Below are 18,095 nucleotides of genomic sequence, written 5' to 3' on the forward strand. Positions count from 1 at the left end.
KCCGCAAAAGCCACGACGCTCACGGGCGTGCTTGCTCAGGAAAAGCGCGATCAGCAGGATATCGCCGCGCATTGCGCTCAGCTTGAGGCGCAGGATCATGAAACCGCGCTGCGCATCACCCAGGAGATGCTGCGGTCGAACCGCGCGACGTTGACCCGTGTTGAGGAAGAGCTCACCGCAGCACGCGGCGCCGGAGAGGCGCTTGGACGCGACATCGGAGCGGCGAGCCGAGACCTTCAGACGGCGCGGGATCTGAAGCTGAGCCTGACCAGCCGTCTCTCCGCACTGCTTCCTCAGCATGAGGCCCTCGTTTCAAACCTGACAGAGATGCGGGCTCATCAGACAACCCTCGCGCCGGTGCCCGATCTGACGCCCAGGGAACGAGAGCTGGACCAGTGCCGAGAACGGGAAGCCACCAGCCGTCAGAATGACCTGACCTGCCGTGAGGCGCTACGCGAAACAAAAGCCGCGCTGGAAAAGGCGCTGCAGGAAAAGGAACAGACGATCTCGCGGCGCGTCGAGACGCTGAGCACGATCGCGGCACTGGAAGAGGACCTGCAACGCCTCGCCGAACGTGTCGCCGAGGGAGAAAAAGAGATTGCCCGTGCCAGCGCTGAGGCTTCGCGGCTCGAAACCGTCACGCTAGAAACGGCCGAAGCGCTGTCGAGAGCGGAAAGCGACTTTGCATCTGCCGCCGAGGCTCTGGCCGAAATCGATTCGGCCATCGAGGCTCTCTCCCGCACACGGCGTGATGAGGAGCAGCGCTGCGCGACAGCTCGAGAAAACGCAATACGGCTGCAGGAGCGCCTCGAACAGGCGCGCGCCCAGTACGCCAAACTCGACGAGGGCCGGGCCAATACGCCGGAAGAGACATTCGACCTTCCGCTCACCGAACAGAGCGAGACGAGCTTGAAGCGTCGCCTGGCGCGCAACCAGAAGGAACGCGAGGCGCTCGGACCCGTCAATCTTCTGGCCGAGCAGGAATATGCCGAAGCCCATAGCCAGTCAGAGCATCTGGCGCGCGAACACGACGAGCTGGAATCTGCGATCAATCGCCTTCGCGGATCAATCAACGCCTTGAAAAAGGAAGGGCGGGAGCGCCTACAGGCGGTATTCGTCGAGGTCGATCGCCATTTCCAGGCGCTGTTCAGCCGCATGTTCAACGGTGGCAAGGCCCATCTCGGCCTTGTCGGCAGTGACGATCCGCTAGAGGCTGGTCTTGAGATATTCGCCCAGCCTCCCGGCAAGAAACTCTCGACGCTTTCTCTGCTCTCAGGGGGCGAGCAGGCGCTCACCGCACTTTCGCTCATATTCGCTACGTTCAAATGCCAGCCTTCCCCCCTCTGCATTCTTGATGAGGTCGACGCTCCGCTCGATGATGCCAATGTGGAACGGCTGTGCAGCCTGCTCAAGGATATGGCCGAAGAGGCCCAAACACGCTTTCTGGTTGTTACCCACCATCAACTCACCATGGCGCATATGGATCGGCTGTTCGGCGTGACCATGCAGGAGCGCGGTGTCAGTCAGGTCCTGTCCGTCGATCTGTCGCTGGCGGCCAGCTTTGCCGAGAATGGGTCACTGGCAGTGGCTCCCTGAGGCAGGAGGGTTATAACCATGTCTTTATTGTGTTTTTCTCCCGATCCTGCCCATAATGACGGTTTCGACATGACGTAGCTCCGAAAGGCCGATCCGATTTCGTTCCCCCCACCTCCCCCACCCGATCTTTCACGACTGAGCGCCGGTCGCGGGTTGCGCGTGGTGGGCGACGTTCATGGCGATCTGACGGCTTTCGAACACGCTGTGGCGACCGATCGTTTCATCATTCAGCTTGGCGATCTTGTCGATCATGGGCCCGATAGCGCTGGCACGCTAAGGCTCATGCTGGACCTCATCGATGACGGACGTGGATTGTTCATCCTCGGGAATCACGACCGAAAGCTCGGCCGGGCGCTAGAGGGCAGAAGGCTGCGGCGGGATCCGCCTCTGGAACAGACGCTGGATCAGCTTTCTGGACCCGTTCAGGCGGGATTGCGCGAGCGCGCCTATGAGGCCATCGCTCAGGCCCCCGCCTGGATCGTGCAGGACGAACTGATCTTCGTCCATGGCGGGTTCCATACCGACATGCTGATCGAGGCTCCCCCTCCGGCCCTGGGCTCGATGACACCGCTGTTGTCGCGCGCGCTCTTTGGCGAGACAACCGGCCGCATGCAGCCTGATGGCTACCCCGAGAGGCGGCTGCGATGGATCGATCATATCCCCGAGGGCCATGTCGTTTATTGTGGCCATGACCGCCGCTCGACCGATGGCCGCCCCTGGATCAGGGACGGACGCAACGGGGGTCGCGCCATTTTCACTGACCTGGGCGCCGGAAAAGGCGGCCATCTTGCCTGGATTGATCTGGATGTCTGAACAGGAAACACGCGCGCTTCTCGAACGGCATCGCCAGAGCATCGATAATATCGATGCGGCGCTGATCCATATGCTGGCGGAGCGCTTTCGCCAGACCCAGGCCGTGGGCGAGCTCAAGGCCCGCTCCGGTCTGCCTGCCGCCGACCCTGCACGTGAGGCGCGTCAGATCGAGCGCCTGCGCCAACTTGCCTCCTCGGCCCGGCTCGATCCTGACTTCGCGGAAAAGTTTCTTGCATTCATCATCCGGGAGGTGATCCGTCATCATGACTCAATCGCCGGGCGCAGCCCGCGCTGATACGGAAACGGAGATGACGGCGCATCACATCATTTTCGCCAGACATGCCCAGGCTGCCCCCGAGGCATGGGGAGGTCTCGACCGCAACAGGCCGCTCACTGAACGGGGCCAGCTTGACGCGGAGCATCTCGCCCACGCAATCGCAGCGCTCGACATCGCTCTGGCCGGTACGCATCTATGGCACAGCACCGCCGCGCGGACGAGCCAGACAGCGGCCAGCATTGCGGCCTGTCTGCCCTCCTCACGCGTGGTGCTCGGGCTCGATGCCCTGTATGATCTTGATCTCTACGGCATGCTCGAACTCATCCGGGAGACGCCGGGTTCAGTCCGCACGCTGATCATCGTCGGGCATAACCCGGTGATCGCCGAAATCTGCCGCCATCTCGCCAGTGATGCGATTGACGGGCCCATCGCTCGAGAGCTGATGAAAGGCTTCGAGCCTGCCACGGCGGCCATGTTCGCGGTCGCTTCGGACTGGGCCGGGCTCTCTCCCAACACCGCCACGCTTGGCGCAGTGCTTCCACCCGGGTGAAAACGGCCTCATGGCGCGCTTTCGCGGCCCGCCATTTCGGACGGAGTTCACCCATATGTTGATTGCCCCATCGCAGTTAACTTCGTAAGGCGTTTTTCCATGGCTGATCACGACACAAACGGATCCACTCCCGAAACGGCGACCCTCAGCATTGGCGAGCGCTCTGCCGAATTTCCCCTGCTCAAGGGTACACTCGGCCCCGATGTGGTCGATATCCGCAAGCTCACCGCCCAGACCCAGATGTTCTCATTTGATCCGGGTTATGGGGAGACGGCTTCATGCCAAAGCGCCATCACCTTCATCGATGGCGATGAGGGCGTGCTTTTGCATCGCGGTTATCCTATCGAGCAGCTTGCCACCGAGGCCAGCTTTGTCGAAACGGCTTATCTCCTGGCCTATGGCGAGCTGCCCAATCGTGATGCGTATGACCGGTTTCAGCAGGATCTGAAGGAGCAGGCACTCCTTCATGAGCAGATCAGGAACTTCTTCAACGGCTTCCGTCGTGATGCCCATCCCATGGCCATTCTCTGCGGTACAGTGGCGGCGCTCTCAGCCTTCTACCCTGACGCCGTCGATATCTCCAACGAGGCCTCCCGCGACCTCTCCACGCGCCGCCTGATTGCCAAGGTGCCGACCATTGCGGCCTGGGCGTACAAATATACGGTCGGTGAACCTTTCGTATATCCCGATAACAGCCTGACCTTCTCGGAAAACTTCCTGAAGATGCTGTTTGCGCGACCGAACGCCGAATACAAGGTGAACCCGGTCCTGGCGCGCGCGATCGATCGCATTCTGATCCTGCATGCCGATCATGAGCAGAATGCCTCGACCTCTACGGTGCGTCTGGTCGGTTCGACAGGCTCGAACCCCTTCGCCTGCATCGCGGCAGGTATCGCAGCGCTCTGGGGCCCCGCTCATGGCGGTGCCAACGAGGCCGTGCTGGGAATGCTGGCGCAGATTGGCACGAAGGAGAACATCCCGGCCTTCATTGCTCAGGTGAAGAACCGTGAGAGCGGCGTCCGGCTGATGGGCTTTGGCCATCGCGTCTACAAGAATTTCGACCCGCGTGCGAAGATCATGGAGCAGACCTATCATGAGGTCGTCTCCGAGCTTGGGCTGAAACATGACCCGATGTTCGACCTTGCAGCTGAGCTGGAGCGTATCGCGGTCAATGACCCCTATTTCGTCCAGCGTCGCCTTTATCCGAATGTCGATTTCTATTCGGGCCTCATTCTCAAGGCCATGGGGATTCCGACGTCGATGTTCACCGTCCTCTTCGCCGTCGCCCGTACAGTAGGCTGGGTCAGCCAGTGGCGCGAGATGATCGAGGAGCCGGGGCAGCGTATCGGCCGGCCGCGCCAGCTTTATGTGGGCGAGACACGTCGCGACTTCGTACCGCTTTGCCGCCGCAGCTAACCTAGGCCTGAAGCGGGCAAACAAAAAAGCCGAGGGACATGCCCCCGGCTTTTTTTGTTCCATCACGGGTAGAACGCGATCCCTGTCCCTGCCAGGCCTCACGCTCGCCCCTCGATCTCAGCAATCGCAGCCTGGGGTCGCGCCCTTGTCCTGACGAACGATATGATGATCGATCCATTCCGACACAAGACGGCGTGCCTCGTTCAATGAAGCCTCCGGATGGTGGATACGATAAAGGGTCGTGCATGCGGTGAAAGCCTGGATGTCAGGCTGGCCCACTTCCCGCAATTCTTCATACGCCGTGATCACGGCGCGTTCGCACTTTCGGGAAATGCGGTTGAGATCGACAGTCACGCAAACTGATCCTAGTTGAGAATTATTTTCAATTGGCGCATTCTAAATCTTTTCCGATGGTAAATGCAAGCACGGCCTATGGAACGAAAGCGCGAGGATTTTCTCTTCTTATTTGTCTTACTTTTCTCGCAAAGGACAGATAATCCTGCATCGCTAAAGATTATGGAGTGATAACAGATGGCTCTCAGCAACGAGATCAATGGTGGCGCGGTTCGTCAGACACAATGGGACCGGGATGCCGCGCTGACCACGGCGCGTATCCTGCTGGAAATCAAGGCCATCAATTTCCGGCCTGACGAACCCTACACACTGACCTCGGGCTGGAAGTCCCCTGTCTACATCGATTGCCGCAAGATCATCTTCTTCCCGCGTGCCCGCGCCAAGATTGTCGAGCTCGCTGTCGCGAAAATCGGCCGCCATATCGGGTATGAGAGCATCGATTGCGTAGTCGGCGGTGAGACGGCCGGCATCCCGTTCGCCGCCTGGATTGCGGATCGCATGATGGCGCCCATGGCCTATGTGCGTAAAAAACCCAAGGGCTTTGGGCGCAACGCCCAGATCGAGGGCGATGTCCCAGAAGCCATGCGGACGCTGCTGGTTGAGGATCTGACCACGGATGGCGCTTCGAAGGTCCGTTTTGCCAATGCACTGCGTTCGGCGGGCGCGCTGGTCGATCATACCTTCGTCGTGTTCTTCTATGGCGTGTTCCCCGGTGCGCAGAAAACGCTGGCCGACATGAATGTATCCCTGCATTCGCTCTGCACCTGGTGGGACGTGCTCGAGGCCTGTTCAGGGGCCAATTACTTTTCAGAGAGCGATATTCACGAGGTCCGTCGCTTCCTAGAAGATCCCTGCGGCTGGTCCAAGGCCCATGGTGGCGTCGGCAGTGCCGAGGAGGCCGCAGCCCTCAAGGCCAAGGCGGAGGGCTGACTTGCCCCTGCCCCCGGGGCGCGTTCTGGCATTTGATTCGGGCATAGGTGGACTCGGCGTGGTGCAAGCTTTGCGCACCACCCTGCCCCCCGGCACCCGGATCGACTATCTGGCCGATAACGCGCTCTTTCCTTATGGCGAGCAGGAAGACTCCGTGCTCGTCGCGCGCATTCTCTCCCTCATGGAAGAGCGGATCGCGCGACTGCGGCCCGATGTCGTACTGATCGCCTGCAATACCGCCAGCACCATCGCGCTCGACGCGCTTCGCGCGCGTTTCGACGTGCCGTTTGTTGGCTGTGTCCCGCCGGTGCGCTGGGCGGCCCGAGTGAGCCAGACCCGGGTATTCGGCCTGCTCTCCACGAGAGGAACGGCACGACGACCCTATCTGCGCGGTCTGCGCGACACTTATGCTGCTGACTGCGAGATGATCGTACACGGCGCTCGCGCCCTCGCCGATCTCGCCGAAAAAGCCTATCTGGGCGAGAGCGTCGATGACCGACTGGTCGCCGAGGAACTTCGCCATCTCTTCGAGGCCCCGAATGGCGATCGTATCGATACAATCGGGCTCGGTTGCACGCATTATACGTTTCTCAACGAAGCCTTCCTGCGGCTCTGTCCTCCGGATATCAATTGGTTGGATCCCGCCATTCCGGTCGCGCAGCAGGTCGGGCGTATCCTGGACCAACGATCGCCCGCCTGTGCGGAAGCCATGACGGCGGAGACACTCTGCCTGACGGGGCCACCCCCTGCCCAAGAAGCGCTTGAGAAGGCCGTCGCCCGGCTTGGCTATGGCCAGATCACGATCTTGGAGCACGCCAGCGTCTGAGGCGACGCGCCTCCCCGCAGTTCGGCGGAGCCATGCATATCCTTCACGCCTGACGATACGGTCCGACTGTAAGGCCCGACACACACTATCCCTGATCGCGCCTGGGGCGTGTCAGAGCAGCCTCAAGCCACACACCATCTCGTTCGAGGGACCGGCTTTGGCGTTAATTGGCACGGCTTACCGTGTAAGAGGCCGCGTCGATCATCAATTGACGGATGGGACTATCGGGGAAAATCGACAAAGCCTCGATCGCTGCGTCGGCATAGACGCGAGCCCGGTCGAGCGTCGTCTGGATAGCGCCTGTCTTCTCGATCAGGGCAAGCGCGCGAGGCAGATCCTCCTCCGTCTGATCGCCCGTCTCGATCACGCGCAGCCAGAAGCCACGCTCGGTCTCGTCACCTGCATTGAAGGCGGCAAGGACCGGCAGCGTGATCTTGCCTTCGCGCATGTCATCACCCACGGTCTTGCCCAGAACCTGCTGGTCTGCGGCATAGTCAAGGGCATCGTCCACAAGCTGGAAAGCCATGCCTAGATTGGTGCCATAAGCCTCGAGCGCCGCTTCCTCGGCCTCGGGGCGCTCTGCCACGACCGCCCCAACCCGACAAGCCGCTGCAAAGAGCGCCGCTGTCTTGCCATGGATGACCTCCAGATACTTCTCGATCGGGGTCGAGAGATCATTCTGCGTTGCCATCTGCAACACCTCGCCTTCAGCGATGGTGGCAGAGGCAGCGGACAGGATCGCCATGACCTTGAGCGAGCCGTCGGCAGTCATGAGCTGGAAAGAACGGGCGAACAGGAAATCACCCACCAGAACGGATGCCTTGTTGCCGAACACGGCATTGGCCGAGGCCAGACCACGGCGCAAGGTGCTCTCATCGACCACGTCGTCATGCAGCAGGGTCGCGGTATGGATGAACTCCACACAGGCGGCGAGCCCGACATGACGCTGCCGTTCGGGAGACGGCTCGTAGCCGCAAAGACGTGCCGAGGCGAGTGTCAGGAGTGGACGCAGGCGCTTGCCACCCGCCGCTACGAGATGCGCCCCGAGCTGCGGAATGAGGGGTACCGGGCTCTGCATGCGCGCGACGATCTCGCGATTGCAGGCTTCCATATCGTCACGAAGAAAATCGGAGAGCGCATTCAGGGCGGAGCGTTCCCCGCTGACCGGGCTAGCTACGCTGTTCTCTTCCTGAGTCTTTTTATCGGTCAGGCTGTCGGCACCACCCAAGGCAACTCTCCACTTCCTACTTGGCCACTGACGACCCTGATGCAGTATAAGGCACGAGTCGGTGCAGATCCCGGCACGACAACGTACCGAGGCAGAAACCGACTGACATGCATGACCCAGCCAGACCGGATCACCAGCCCTCTGACAGTCCAAACCATATGAGCGGCAGGACCGTTCCGGTCAACCCGGCCACCCTAAAAGCCGACGCTGCCGGGGTGACATCTCACGAGACAATGGCGGGATATCTGCTCGACAAGCGTGTTCGCTACAGACAATTCGTCGAGGGGTATCGCACGGGCATCGAACCTGTGCTCATGGCGGCTTTCGTACCAGCTCAACCAGGTCAGAGCGTCCTGGAGGCCGGATGCGGCGCCGGCGCAGGGCTGCTATGCCTTGCCACGCGATGCTCCGGAATTACGGGGGTTGGCCTCGAAGCGGATCACGCGACGGCGTCTCTCGCGCGGGAAAACATGCAGGAGAATAATCTCGCGGAGCGTGTAACCATCGTCACCGGCAGTCTGCCTGACATCCCCACCTCCCTGCGCCAGATCACCCCCGGAGCCAATGGGCGGTTTCATCATGCCATGGCCAACCCGCCCTGGCATCCCGCCAATCACACGGGTGCCGAAGATGCGCGACGCAGGCTCGCGATGACCATGCCGGAAAATGGCTGGATCGACTGGATCTCGGCACTCTCACGCTGGATCCTGCCCGGAGGCAGTCTTACCCTCGCTCTTCCTGCAGCGGTCATCGACATAGCGTGCGAGGCCCTGCGTCGATCGGGTTTCGGCAGCCTGGTGCTTTGCCCCCTCTGGCCGAAACAGGAACGACAGGCAAAGATCGTCCTTCTGCGTGGCGTGTGGGGGGGAAAAGGCGTGTTCCGCCTGATGCCCGGCCTGACCCTCCATCGGGCGGAGGGCGGTTACACGCCTGAGAGCGACGCAATCCTGCGAGACGGTATCGCCCTGATATAGGAGGACTCTGGCCGCTCCTCCTCGACCGGGATTTCGCCGAGCTTCCCATCACTCGAGTGATGGAGGGAGTCTGCAAAGCTCTGGAGAATCTCAGCTTGGGAGATTCCCGTCGACCTGCGCCTTGGTGCTTAGCCTCAGTGGCTGCGCAAGCTTCCATGAAACCTGTAACCCGGAGACGAGCGCCCAGGCCCGCGGAAAGAGGAAGGCATCCTTGATCGTCACAGGGTCATCCATTGATCGTCAGGGAACGGAAAAGCCGTGCGACCGGTTGACATACGCGGCACAGCTGATGCCTGACGCCCGCTAGTTCAGAGACTGGATCGCCGTCCTGTCTTCGAAATGGGATCTGAAGGAGGGAATTGGCCGCAAGGCGGTGGCAGCGATCTGACCTGCGCCGCAGCAAGATGAATGCGTCTTCACCTTCTCTGGCGTCCTGGCCGGCAAATGGCAGATCCCGTTCGCTGCGGCACATCACGATGACAGCAGCTTTGTCAGGGCAGGAGCGGAAGTGACATTCTACCGTCGCTCTACAGCCGCAGATCTGGTCTATGCCCCGATTGTCGTAACGGAGGAGAACCTCGTCTTGAGGGTCGCCGTCACTCGCGTCGCAAAACGATCACGGCCCGGCGGCTAGTGGGGGAGGTTCATAAAAGTCACGGAGGGCGATGTACGAAAGATGCCCAACCCGCCGGTGATCGCATCGCAGCGAAACCAGAATATCAGCCGGATCTTTCGCAATGCCGCACTGCACGGAGAAGGAACGACAGAGACGGCTGCCCCCTCTCGTTCGATCGCGTGTTCCCCGGCAAGTACCGGCGACACGGATCCCCATGTCCGCAAGGACAGCCCTGTCTGTGCTGTCCTCGATCTTCACGAGGCGAACACATCTGCCTCGAAGGCTTCTTCCCACGAACCGGAGGTCGAGGCGCGGGAATATTCTGTCGAACGGTTCTCGAAGAAATTGGCGTGTTCGACTGCATTGAGCATATCGTCCAGCCAGGGCAGCGGGTTCTCTTCGATGCCGTAGAACGGATCGAGGCCCAGCTGTGTCATGCGACGATCAGCGATGAAACGGATATAGCGCTTTACCTGATCGGCGCTCAGCCCCTCAACGTCGCCCATCTCGAAAGCCAGATCGATGAAGGCGTCCTCGTGCTCGACCGTGGTCGCGCAGATGTCGGCGAGCTCCTTCTGGAAGTCTCCCGTCCAGATCTCCCGGTTTTCGCGTACGAAGGTGCGGAACAACCGGATCATCGACAGGCAGTGAAGCGTCTCGTCACGCACGGACCAGGAGACAATCTGCCCCATGCCCTTGAGCTTGTTGAACCGCGGGAAGTTCAACAGGATTGCGAAAGAGGCGAAGAGCTGAAGCCCTTCCATGAACGCGCCGAAGGCGGCCATGGTCTTCGCGATCTCGCGCTTGTTGTCGATATTGAAGGACTGCATGAAATCATACTTGTCCTTCATCTCCTTGTATTTCAGGAATGCCGAGTACTCGGTCTCGGGCATGCCAATGGTGTCAAGCAGATGCGAATAGGCGGCGATGTGGATCGTCTCGATATTCGAGAAGGATGACAGCATCATCAGCACCTCGGTCGGTTTGAAGACCTGGCTGTAATACTTCATATAGGCCGAGTTCACCTCGACATCCGCCTGGGTGAAGAAGCGGAAGATCTGCGTGACCAGATGGCGCTCGGACTCGCTGAGCGTACGATGCCAGTCCTTTACATCATCCGCCAGCGGCACTTCTTCGGGCAGCCAGTGCACACGCTGCTGAATCAGCCACGCGTCATAGGCCCATGGGTAGCGAAAGGGCTTGTAGACCGGATTGGCGGTCATGAGGTCGAAATGCTGTTCTTCGGCGTGTGACACGCCTGAACCCTGAGTTTCGCTCATCGGCTTTTCCTGCTTCTGGAATTCTGGAGATTCTTGTAGGCGTCGCTGTTTTTGTTGGGGCTGAGCGTCAGCACGATCTCACCTTGGGCGTCCGCCAGAAGCAGCATTCCCTGATCGATCTGCCAGCTCGCCACCGTGCGCGCGGCAGCGAAGAAAGCGTCTTCCTGGCTCATGCGGTTACCGATACAGGCCATTCGCGTTCCAGCCATAGGGCCAAAACTGAGCGCGCTGCCACTTGCCGTCACCCGGCCCATGAGACGATTGCATCCGCCCGTGCCGGATAGAAACCCATCGGCACGAAAACTGAGATAGGCCGGCGCCGAGGGATCGACGACATCAGAGCCGATCCGATCGATCGCCCAGCTGCCGACCAAAGCACTTGGGAGAGGCGATGCGACGGCCTCGACGACGAGGGCTGTCTGCTCGGGCACCGCGCCAAGGCCAAGAACTGCGTCCTTGCTGATGTAAAGCAAGGAGGCGCCATTCCTGATATCGGCACGCAGGGCGTAGCGGTGTCCTGACTTCAGCGCCGAGGGGTCATAACCCAGCGCATAACCAAAGGTCTGACCCCCGACAGGCGAGAAAACCGTCTTGCTCAGCGGAATGGCGGGGGCGTCAGCCAGGCTGACATCCTCCAGAACCACGCTCACCTGGGCATTGGGGGGTAAATCAACCGGTCCCTTTATCGTTACCGTACCGCGCAATGTCGCGGCAGGAGCCTGGGCCTGTGTTGGTGTCTCTGTTTGAGCCTCAGCGCGCACGACATATCCCGGTATCGAGCCGAGCAGAAGCCCCGAAACCAGAAATGCCTGTGCAAACGGCGCTCCTACTGACATGACAGGCACTCTTCGTAGCTCGTCGTGGCGGTGGGCTTCTTTGCGGCCTCGGCGGCATTCGTGCTGTAGTCTTCATCTTCGAGGATGTTGTTCTTCAGCACCATGTCACTGACAGCATCGGCACGCTGGATAGAGAGCGAGCGGCAGTAATAGAGCGACTTCACACCGCGCTTCCACGCCAGGAAATGAATCTGGTGCAGATCGCGCTTGTGGATATCGGCAGGCAGGAAGACGTTGATCGACTGTGCCTGACAGATGAAGGGCGCGCGATCGGCAGCGTGCTCGATCACCCAGCGCTGGTCGAGCTCGAAGGCGGTCTTGTAAACGTCCTTTTCGTCCTGGGTGAGGAAGTCCAGATGCTGGACAGAGCCCTTGTTGAGGGTGATCGAAGACCAGATCGCGTCCGTGTTCTGCCCCTTCTGCTCGAGCAACTGCAGCAGATGACGATTACGCACCGTAAACGAGCCGGAGAGCGTCTTCTGCAAGAACACATTGGCTGAAATCGGCTCGATGCCAGGGCTTGCATTGCCCGCAATGATCGAGATCGAAGCGGTCGGTGCGATCGCCATCTTGTTCGAGAAGCGCTCCATGATGCCGTATTCTGCGGCGTCAGGGCAGGGCCCGAGCAGCTCGGCCAGATGCTTCGACGCAGCGTCGGCCTGTGTCTTGATCTGCTGGAAGATGCGCTTGTTCCACACACGCGCCATCACGCTCTCGAACGGGATGTTGCGGGCCTGCAGGAAGGAGTGGAAGCCCATGACCCCAAGCCCGACCGAACGTTCGCGCATGGCAGCATAGCGCGCGCGTTCCATGTCATCCGGTGCGCGATCGATGAAGTCCTGAAGCACCCGGTCGAGGAACAGCATCACGTCCTCGATGAATTGCGGGTTGTCCTTCCACTCTTCCCAGGTTTCGAGGTTGAGCGAGGACAGACAGCAGACGGCAGTCCGGTTCTTGCCGTGGTGATCGAGCCCTGTCGGCAGGGTGATCTCGGCGCAGAGATTCGAGGTCTTGACCTCGAGCCCGGCGAGCTTGTGGTGCTCGGGGCGCGCCTTGTTCACATGATCGGAGTAGATGATGTAGGGCTCGCCCTGCTCCATGCGGGCGGTCAGGATACGGATCCAGAGCTGGCGCGCCGGTATGCTGCGAATGACAGACATATCCTTGGGCGAACGCAGGCCCCACTCCTCGTCCTTCTCCACTGCGCGCATGAAGTCATCGGTCAGCAAGACGCCGTGATGAAGGTTCAGCGCCTTGCGGTTCGGATCGCCGCCCGTCGGACGACGCATCTCGACGAATTCCTCGATCTCGGGATGCCAGACCGGCAGATACACAGCGGCGGACCCGCGGCGCAATGAGCCCTGCGAAATGGCAAGGGTCAGGCTGTCCATGACGCGAATGAAGGGAATAACGCCCGAAGTCTTGCCGTTCTTGCCGACATTTTCACCGATCGAGCGCAGATTGCCCCAATAGGATCCGATGCCGCCGCCCTTGGATGCCAGCCAGACATTTTCGTTCCACAGATCGACAATGCCGCGCAGGCTGTCATCTGCCTCGTTCAGGAAGCAGGAGATGGGCAAGCCACGCGTCGTGCCACCATTGGAGAGCACGGGGGTGGCCGGCATGAACCAATGCTGGGAGATATAGTCGTACAGGCGCTGGGCATGGGCGGCATCGGCGCCGTAATAAGAAGCGACGCGCCCGAACAGATCCTGATAATGCTCCCCTGGCAGCAGGTAGCGGTTATCGAGCGTCGCTCGTCCGAAATCCGTCAGAAGCGCGTCACGCGAGCGATTGACGCGCACGGGATGATGACCTTCAAGCTGAACGACATCGTCGAACATGTCAGGCTCGGCTTCAATTTCCTGGGGTGCGCGGGCGCAGGGCTCTGGCAGGGTATCGGCCGCAGTGGTCTCAGCCTCACGGGTCGTGTCTTCTAGCAGGCTCACGGGCTATCTCCCCAAGATCAAATCGAGATCAGTATCGCTCATTCCGTGTGTCCTCTTGGCGCAAGTCCCGTGGTCGAGACAAGCAATATATCGGGTTAAATTTCACTGGGGGCACTACATATGGTGTTGACAGGCCCAGAAGCCCTTGGAGAACCTAGAGTTCCCGCCACCGGCTCATTTAACGTCGATTGCCCTGCGTTGCCCCGATGACACAGGGGAGCGGGATGAACAATTTCTCCTCCCCCGCGTTGGCTGAGCAACCGACCCGGATCGGGCGTCGGAAACGCAGGAGATCCCTTCATGACGATCAAGAAATCAGCCAGTGCCCAGTGGAGCGGTGGCCTCAAGGACGGCAAGGGCACCATCTCGACACAGAGTGGCGCGCTGTCGAGCCAGCCCTATGGCTTCAATACGCGATTCGAGGACAAGCCCGGCACGAACCCCGAGGAACTGATCGGCGCGGCCCATGCCGGTTGCTTCACCATGGCGCTCTCCATGATCCTGGGTGAGGCTGGCCTCACGGCGACTTCTCTGGAGACCAAGGCGACGGTCTCGCTCGACAAGACCGAAGGCGGGTTCGAGATCTCGGCCATCCATCTCGATCTGAAGGGCAGCGTACCCGACGCCGATCAGGCGAAGTTCGAGGAACTGGCCACCAAGGCCAAGAATGGCTGCCCGGTTTCGCAGCTTTTCAAGGCCGCCATCAGCCTGACGGCAACGCTTGTCTGACACCGATCCATGGCCGCCTGCCCGGGCGGCCATGTTCGCTTATCAACGGGCGCGATGCCAGCTGTTCTGGGCCTGATCACGCAGCAGATGATCGACCAGCAGACAGGCCATCATCGCCTCGGCGACGGGCACTGCCCGAATGCCGATACAGGGGTCGTGCCGCCCCTTCGTGATCACCTCGATGTTTTCGCCCTCGCGATTGACCGAGGGTACCGGCACCAGAATGGAGCTGGTCGGCTTGATGGCAAAACGGGCGGCGATCGGTTGTCCGGTCGAGATTCCCCCAAGGATACCGCCTGCCCGATTACGTTCGAAATGCAGGGCGCCGTCACGCATACGCATCGGGTCAGCGTTGTCTTCGCCCCGGAGCGATGCGACGCCAAACCCTTCCCCGATCTCGACGGCTTTTACGCCATTGATCCCCATCAGCGCCGCGGCGAGCTCTGCATCCAGCTTCCCGTAAAGCGGAGCCCCGAGTCCCGCCGGGAAATTTTCTGCCACCACCTCGACCAGGGCACCGATTGAGGAGCCATCCTTGCGCACGCTGGCCAGAAGCCCCTCCCATTCGATGGCCGTCACGGGATCGGGGCAGAATAGCGGGTTACGCGTCACTTCCTCCCAGTCCCAGCGCGTGCGGTCCACCTCCAGCCCACCGACCTGTACGAGAGCTGCGCGGATCAACGCCATCTCGCCCAGCAATTCCGCAATCACGCGGCGCGCCACCCCACCAGCCGCAACGCGGCAGGCAGTTTCACGCGCCGAAGAACGCCCACCGCCCCGATAATCGCGATGACCGTATTTGAGGTCATAGGTCACATCCGCATGGCCGGGCCGGTAGCGCGTAGCGATATCGGAGTAATCTTTCGACCGCTGGTCGGTATTCTCGATCATGAGCGAGATCGGCGTGCCGGTCGTCCGGCCTTCGAAAACGCCTGACAGGATACGAACCTGATCGGCTTCCTGTCGCTGGGTTGTGAATTTCGACTGCCCGGGGCGTCGCCTGTCCAGCCAGGGCTGTATATCGGCTTCGCTCAGGACAATATTCGGTGGGCAGCCATCGATCACGCAGCCGATGGCGGGACCATGGCTCTCGCCCCAGGTCGTGACCCGGAAGAGCGTCCCAAAGCTGTTATCCGACATATCAGCCTTCTGATGAGGCCACGGCGATATCGGGGGCGTTCGGGTTCTTCATGCCCACGATATGGTAGCCGCAATCGACATGGTGGACTTCGCCCGTCGTGCCGGAGGATAGGTCTGACAGAAAGTACAGCCCCGAGCCACCGACATCCTTGAGCGAGACGTTGCGCTCCATGGGCGCATTGAGCTGGTTCCAACGCAGGATATACCGAAAATCGCCGATACCATTGGCCGCCAGCGTCATGATCGGACCAGCGGAAATGGCATTGACGCGGATATTATCCTTGCCGAGATCAGCCGCCATATAACGCACCGAGGCCTCGAGCGCCGCCTTGGCCACACCCATCACGTTATAATGAGGCATGACGCGCTCCGCGCCGAGATAGGACAGGGTCAGCAGCGAGCCACCATCCGTCATCAGCGCGGCAGCGCGGCGCGCAACTGCTGTAAAGGAGAAGCAGGAAATATCCATGGCCTTGAGAAAGGCATCGCGCGGGGTATCGACGTAACGTCCCCGCAGGAACTGTTTGTCGGCCCAGCCAATGGCGTGCACCACGAAGTCGATCTTGCCCCAGGCCTTTTCGATTTCGTCGAAGGCGCGGTCGATATCAGCGTCATCGCTCACGTCGCATGGAATGACGAGACTGGCCCCCACACTCTCGGCCAACGGCTTCACGCGCTTGCCGAGCGCTTCACCCTGATAGGTAAAGGCAAGTTCCGCCCCCTGTGCGGCGCAGGCAGAGGCGATGGCCCAGGCAATGGAGCGGTCATTGGCGACGCCCATCACAAGGCCGCGCTTGCCCGCCATCAGCGTCCCGGTGGGGAGATCGAACGAAGCGGTGGACATGAGGCAGATCCCGGTTAATGTCAGACAAAGAAATAATAACGCTCCGCTTCGTCGCACATGCCCGCCGCGCAAACAAGTCTCGAGATGACACGTTAGGAAGGGCAACGAATACGGACCGAATAGACGCAGGAGAGACCCTGTCATGGCAGACGATACCAGCCTCCCCCTCATTCCGCTCGATGCGGACCCCTTTTCGCTGTTCGCGGACTGGATGAAAGAGGCTGAGGCCCATGAGCCGAACGACCCCAACGCCATGGCGCTTGCAACGGCCACGCCAGAGGGCGTGCCGTCGGTACGCATGATCCTGCTCAAGGGCGCGGATGCGCGTGGCTTTGTGTTCTATACCAATCTCGAGAGCCGCAAGGGCAGCGAGCTCCTGGCCAACCCCCAGGCCGCGCTCCTTTTCCACTGGAAATCGTTGCGTCGCCAAATCCGTATCGAGGGGCCGGTCGAACCCGTAAGCGCTGAGGAAGCCGATCGCTATTTTGCGAGCCGCAGCCGGAATTCGCGTATTGGCGCCATCGCCTCCGATCAGTCGCGCCCCCTCGCCGACCGCGCCGAGTTCGAGCATCGTATCAGGGATGTCGCCGCCCGCTTCGAGGGGAAGGAACCCGAGCGCCCTGCCAACTGGTCCGGCTTCCGGCTTGTGCCGCGCCAGATCGAGTTCTGGCAGGATCGCCCCTACCGCATGCATGACCGGGCCACATGGACACGGACGGAAAATGACTGGGCGGTAACGCGCCTCTATCCCTGAGCCGCTCAAGCCGCGGCCAGCCCGGTCTTGCCGATCTATTCCTCATGCAAGGCGTTCACCAAGCCGCCACTCCGTACCTTAAAGAGAGATTTCCCATGGCCAACGACGTCAGAAACATTCTCGTCCCCCTCAACGGCGCGGGTAATATCGATGCGGTACTCCGCGTGGGCCTGCTGCATGCACGCGCCTTCAACGCTCATCTCTCCACGGTGCTTGTCGGTGATGATCCCAATGAGATGGCGGCCCTGACCGGTGAAGGCCTGTCGAGCTCCATGATCAACGAGATGATGGAAGCCGCCGAGCACGAGGCGCATCGCCGCATGCTGCAGGTGCGGCTGAAATTCGACGCATTCATCCGCGATAATGACATCGAGCCCAAGCAGGGGTTTCTGGAAAACGACCCGCTTGCCCACTCGAAGCTCAGCGCATCGCTCGAGTTCCTCACAGGCTCGGAGCACGAGGCCGTCACATGGCGCGCCAGGCTCTCGGATCTGACCCTGATGCCGCATCTGGGCCCCAACGATAATGCGCGTGCCTCCGAAGTGCTTCACGCCGTTCTGTACGATAGCGGCTGCCCGCTCGTCATCGCACCGCCGAGCCCACCGGTCACGTCGGGCACGCGCCTGTGCATTGCCTGGAACGGCACGGCCGAGGCCGCCTCCGCCCTGCGTGGTGCGCTGCCCTATGCCAAACGGGCTGAGGGTGTCCAGATCCTTACCAGTGTCGATTACCACCGGCGGGGGCCGGAAGCGGACACGGTCCAGGATTATCTGCGCCTTCATGGCGTCGAGGCCGAAATCCGTGATTTCAAGGGGGTCGAGCGCGATGTGGGCGCAGGTATCCTCGCCGCCTGCGCCGATTTTGGCGCGGATATGCTGTGTATGGGCGCCTATTCGCATTCGCGCCTGCGGCAGATGATCCTGGGCGGCGCAACAAGACATGTTCTTGAGCACGCCGAGCTGACTGTTCTCATGAGCCGCTGA

At 60.9% G+C, this 18,095-nt stretch carries 17 protein-coding genes and 1 pseudogene; 11 read left to right on the top strand and 7 right to left on the bottom strand.

Features of this window, described 5'->3' with window-relative positions:
* From C0V97_RS04225 to C0V97_RS04245, 5 genes and pseudogenes are all read left to right on the top strand, one after another.
* Positions 1-1,596: pseudogene (locus C0V97_RS04225) on the top strand (chromosome segregation protein SMC); the annotation flags it as partial.
* A gap of 96 nt (positions 1,597-1,692) precedes the next feature.
* Positions 1,693-2,409 carry a metallophosphoesterase gene (locus C0V97_RS04230; RefSeq protein ID WP_233581984.1) on the top strand — a complete coding sequence of 239 codons (717 nt, stop codon included), beginning with the start codon at positions 1,693-1,695 and terminating at the stop codon, positions 2,407-2,409.
* Positions 2,402-2,704 carry a chorismate mutase gene (locus C0V97_RS04235; RefSeq protein ID WP_127101035.1) on the top strand — a complete coding sequence of 101 codons (303 nt, stop codon included), beginning with the start codon at positions 2,402-2,404 and terminating at the stop codon, positions 2,702-2,704. Before C0V97_RS04230 ends, C0V97_RS04235 begins: the two co-directional genes overlap by 8 nt.
* Entirely contained in the window at positions 2,673-3,236 is a 564-nt protein-coding gene (locus tag C0V97_RS04240) for a histidine phosphatase family protein (RefSeq protein WP_127101037.1), read from the top strand. The genes C0V97_RS04235 and C0V97_RS04240 overlap by 32 nt, the downstream gene beginning before the upstream one ends.
* 99 nt (positions 3,237-3,335) lie before the next feature.
* On the top strand, positions 3,336-4,652 hold the full coding sequence (locus C0V97_RS04245; RefSeq protein WP_127101039.1) for a citrate synthase: 1,317 nt from the start codon (positions 3,336-3,338) through the stop codon (positions 4,650-4,652).
* Positions 4,653-4,769: 117 nt separating this feature from the next.
* Here C0V97_RS04245 and C0V97_RS04250 read toward each other — a convergent pair whose 3' ends face one another.
* Positions 4,770-5,006, bottom strand: coding sequence for a hypothetical protein (locus C0V97_RS04250; protein ID WP_127101041.1), 237 nt, complete (start codon positions 5,004-5,006; stop codon positions 4,770-4,772).
* A gap of 177 nt (positions 5,007-5,183) precedes the next feature.
* On the opposite strand from C0V97_RS04250, the gene C0V97_RS04255 reads away from it, so the two are divergent.
* Together C0V97_RS04255 and murI are read left to right on the top strand one after the other, a co-directional pair.
* Positions 5,184-5,936 (top strand): orotate phosphoribosyltransferase, encoded by a 753-nt coding sequence (locus C0V97_RS04255; protein WP_127101043.1) that lies wholly within the window; start codon positions 5,184-5,186, stop codon positions 5,934-5,936.
* 1 nt (position 5,937) lies between these two features.
* A complete protein-coding gene (gene murI, locus C0V97_RS04260) occupies positions 5,938-6,762 on the top strand; it encodes a glutamate racemase (protein WP_233581964.1) in 825 nt (274 codons plus the stop codon).
* 163 nt (positions 6,763-6,925) lie between these two features.
* Here murI and C0V97_RS04265 read toward each other — a convergent pair whose 3' ends face one another.
* On the bottom strand, positions 6,926-7,990 hold the full coding sequence (locus C0V97_RS04265) for a polyprenyl synthetase family protein (RefSeq protein ID WP_199751619.1): 1,065 nt from the start codon (positions 7,988-7,990) through the stop codon (positions 6,926-6,928).
* Between the two features lie 158 nt (positions 7,991-8,148).
* On the opposite strand from C0V97_RS04265, the gene C0V97_RS04270 reads away from it, so the two are divergent.
* Positions 8,149-8,964, top strand: a complete 816-nt coding sequence (locus C0V97_RS04270; protein ID WP_127101047.1) for a tRNA1(Val) (adenine(37)-N6)-methyltransferase — start codon at positions 8,149-8,151, stop codon at positions 8,962-8,964.
* 870 nt (positions 8,965-9,834) lie between these two features.
* Here C0V97_RS04270 and C0V97_RS04275 read toward each other — a convergent pair.
* From C0V97_RS04275 to C0V97_RS04285, 3 genes are read right to left on the bottom strand one after another with little or no spacing between them, the layout of a single operon-like run.
* Positions 9,835-10,860 carry a ribonucleotide-diphosphate reductase subunit beta gene (locus C0V97_RS04275; RefSeq protein ID WP_127101049.1) on the bottom strand — a complete coding sequence of 342 codons (1,026 nt, stop codon included), beginning with the start codon at positions 10,858-10,860 and terminating at the stop codon, positions 9,835-9,837.
* Positions 10,857-11,696: an META domain-containing protein gene (locus tag C0V97_RS04280; RefSeq protein WP_127101051.1), complete on the bottom strand. Its 840-nt coding sequence runs from the start codon at positions 11,694-11,696 to the stop codon at positions 10,857-10,859. Before C0V97_RS04280 ends, C0V97_RS04275 begins: the two co-directional genes overlap by 4 nt.
* On the bottom strand, positions 11,687-13,540 hold the full coding sequence (locus C0V97_RS04285) for a ribonucleoside-diphosphate reductase subunit alpha (RefSeq protein WP_127101485.1): 1,854 nt from the start codon (positions 13,538-13,540) through the stop codon (positions 11,687-11,689). Before C0V97_RS04285 ends, C0V97_RS04280 begins: the two co-directional genes overlap by 10 nt.
* Positions 13,541-13,945: 405 nt before the next feature.
* On the opposite strand from C0V97_RS04285, the gene C0V97_RS04290 reads away from it, so the two are divergent.
* On the top strand, positions 13,946-14,374 hold the full coding sequence (locus C0V97_RS04290; RefSeq protein ID WP_199751622.1) for an OsmC family protein: 429 nt from the start codon (positions 13,946-13,948) through the stop codon (positions 14,372-14,374).
* A 42-nt stretch (positions 14,375-14,416) separates the two neighbouring features.
* On the opposite strand, the gene aroC is transcribed toward C0V97_RS04290, so the two are convergent.
* Entirely contained in the window at positions 14,417-15,514 is a 1,098-nt protein-coding gene (gene aroC / locus C0V97_RS04295) for a chorismate synthase (RefSeq protein WP_127101053.1), read from the bottom strand.
* Between the two features lies 1 nt (position 15,515).
* Positions 15,516-16,358 carry an enoyl-ACP reductase FabI gene (gene fabI, locus C0V97_RS04300; protein WP_127101055.1) on the bottom strand — a complete coding sequence of 281 codons (843 nt, stop codon included), beginning with the start codon at positions 16,356-16,358 and terminating at the stop codon, positions 15,516-15,518.
* Between the two features lie 142 nt (positions 16,359-16,500).
* Here fabI and pdxH point away from each other — a divergent pair, with 142 nt between their 5' ends.
* Complete coding sequence (gene pdxH / locus C0V97_RS04305) at positions 16,501-17,112, top strand: pyridoxamine 5'-phosphate oxidase (RefSeq protein ID WP_127101057.1); 612 nt, start codon at positions 16,501-16,503, stop codon at positions 17,110-17,112.
* Between the two features lie 95 nt (positions 17,113-17,207).
* Positions 17,208-18,095, top strand: a complete 888-nt coding sequence (locus tag C0V97_RS04310; RefSeq protein ID WP_127101059.1) for a universal stress protein — start codon at positions 17,208-17,210, stop codon at positions 18,093-18,095.

Source organism: Asaia sp. W19 (assembly GCF_003994335.1).
Classification (GTDB): Bacteria; Pseudomonadota; Alphaproteobacteria; order Acetobacterales; family Acetobacteraceae; genus Asaia.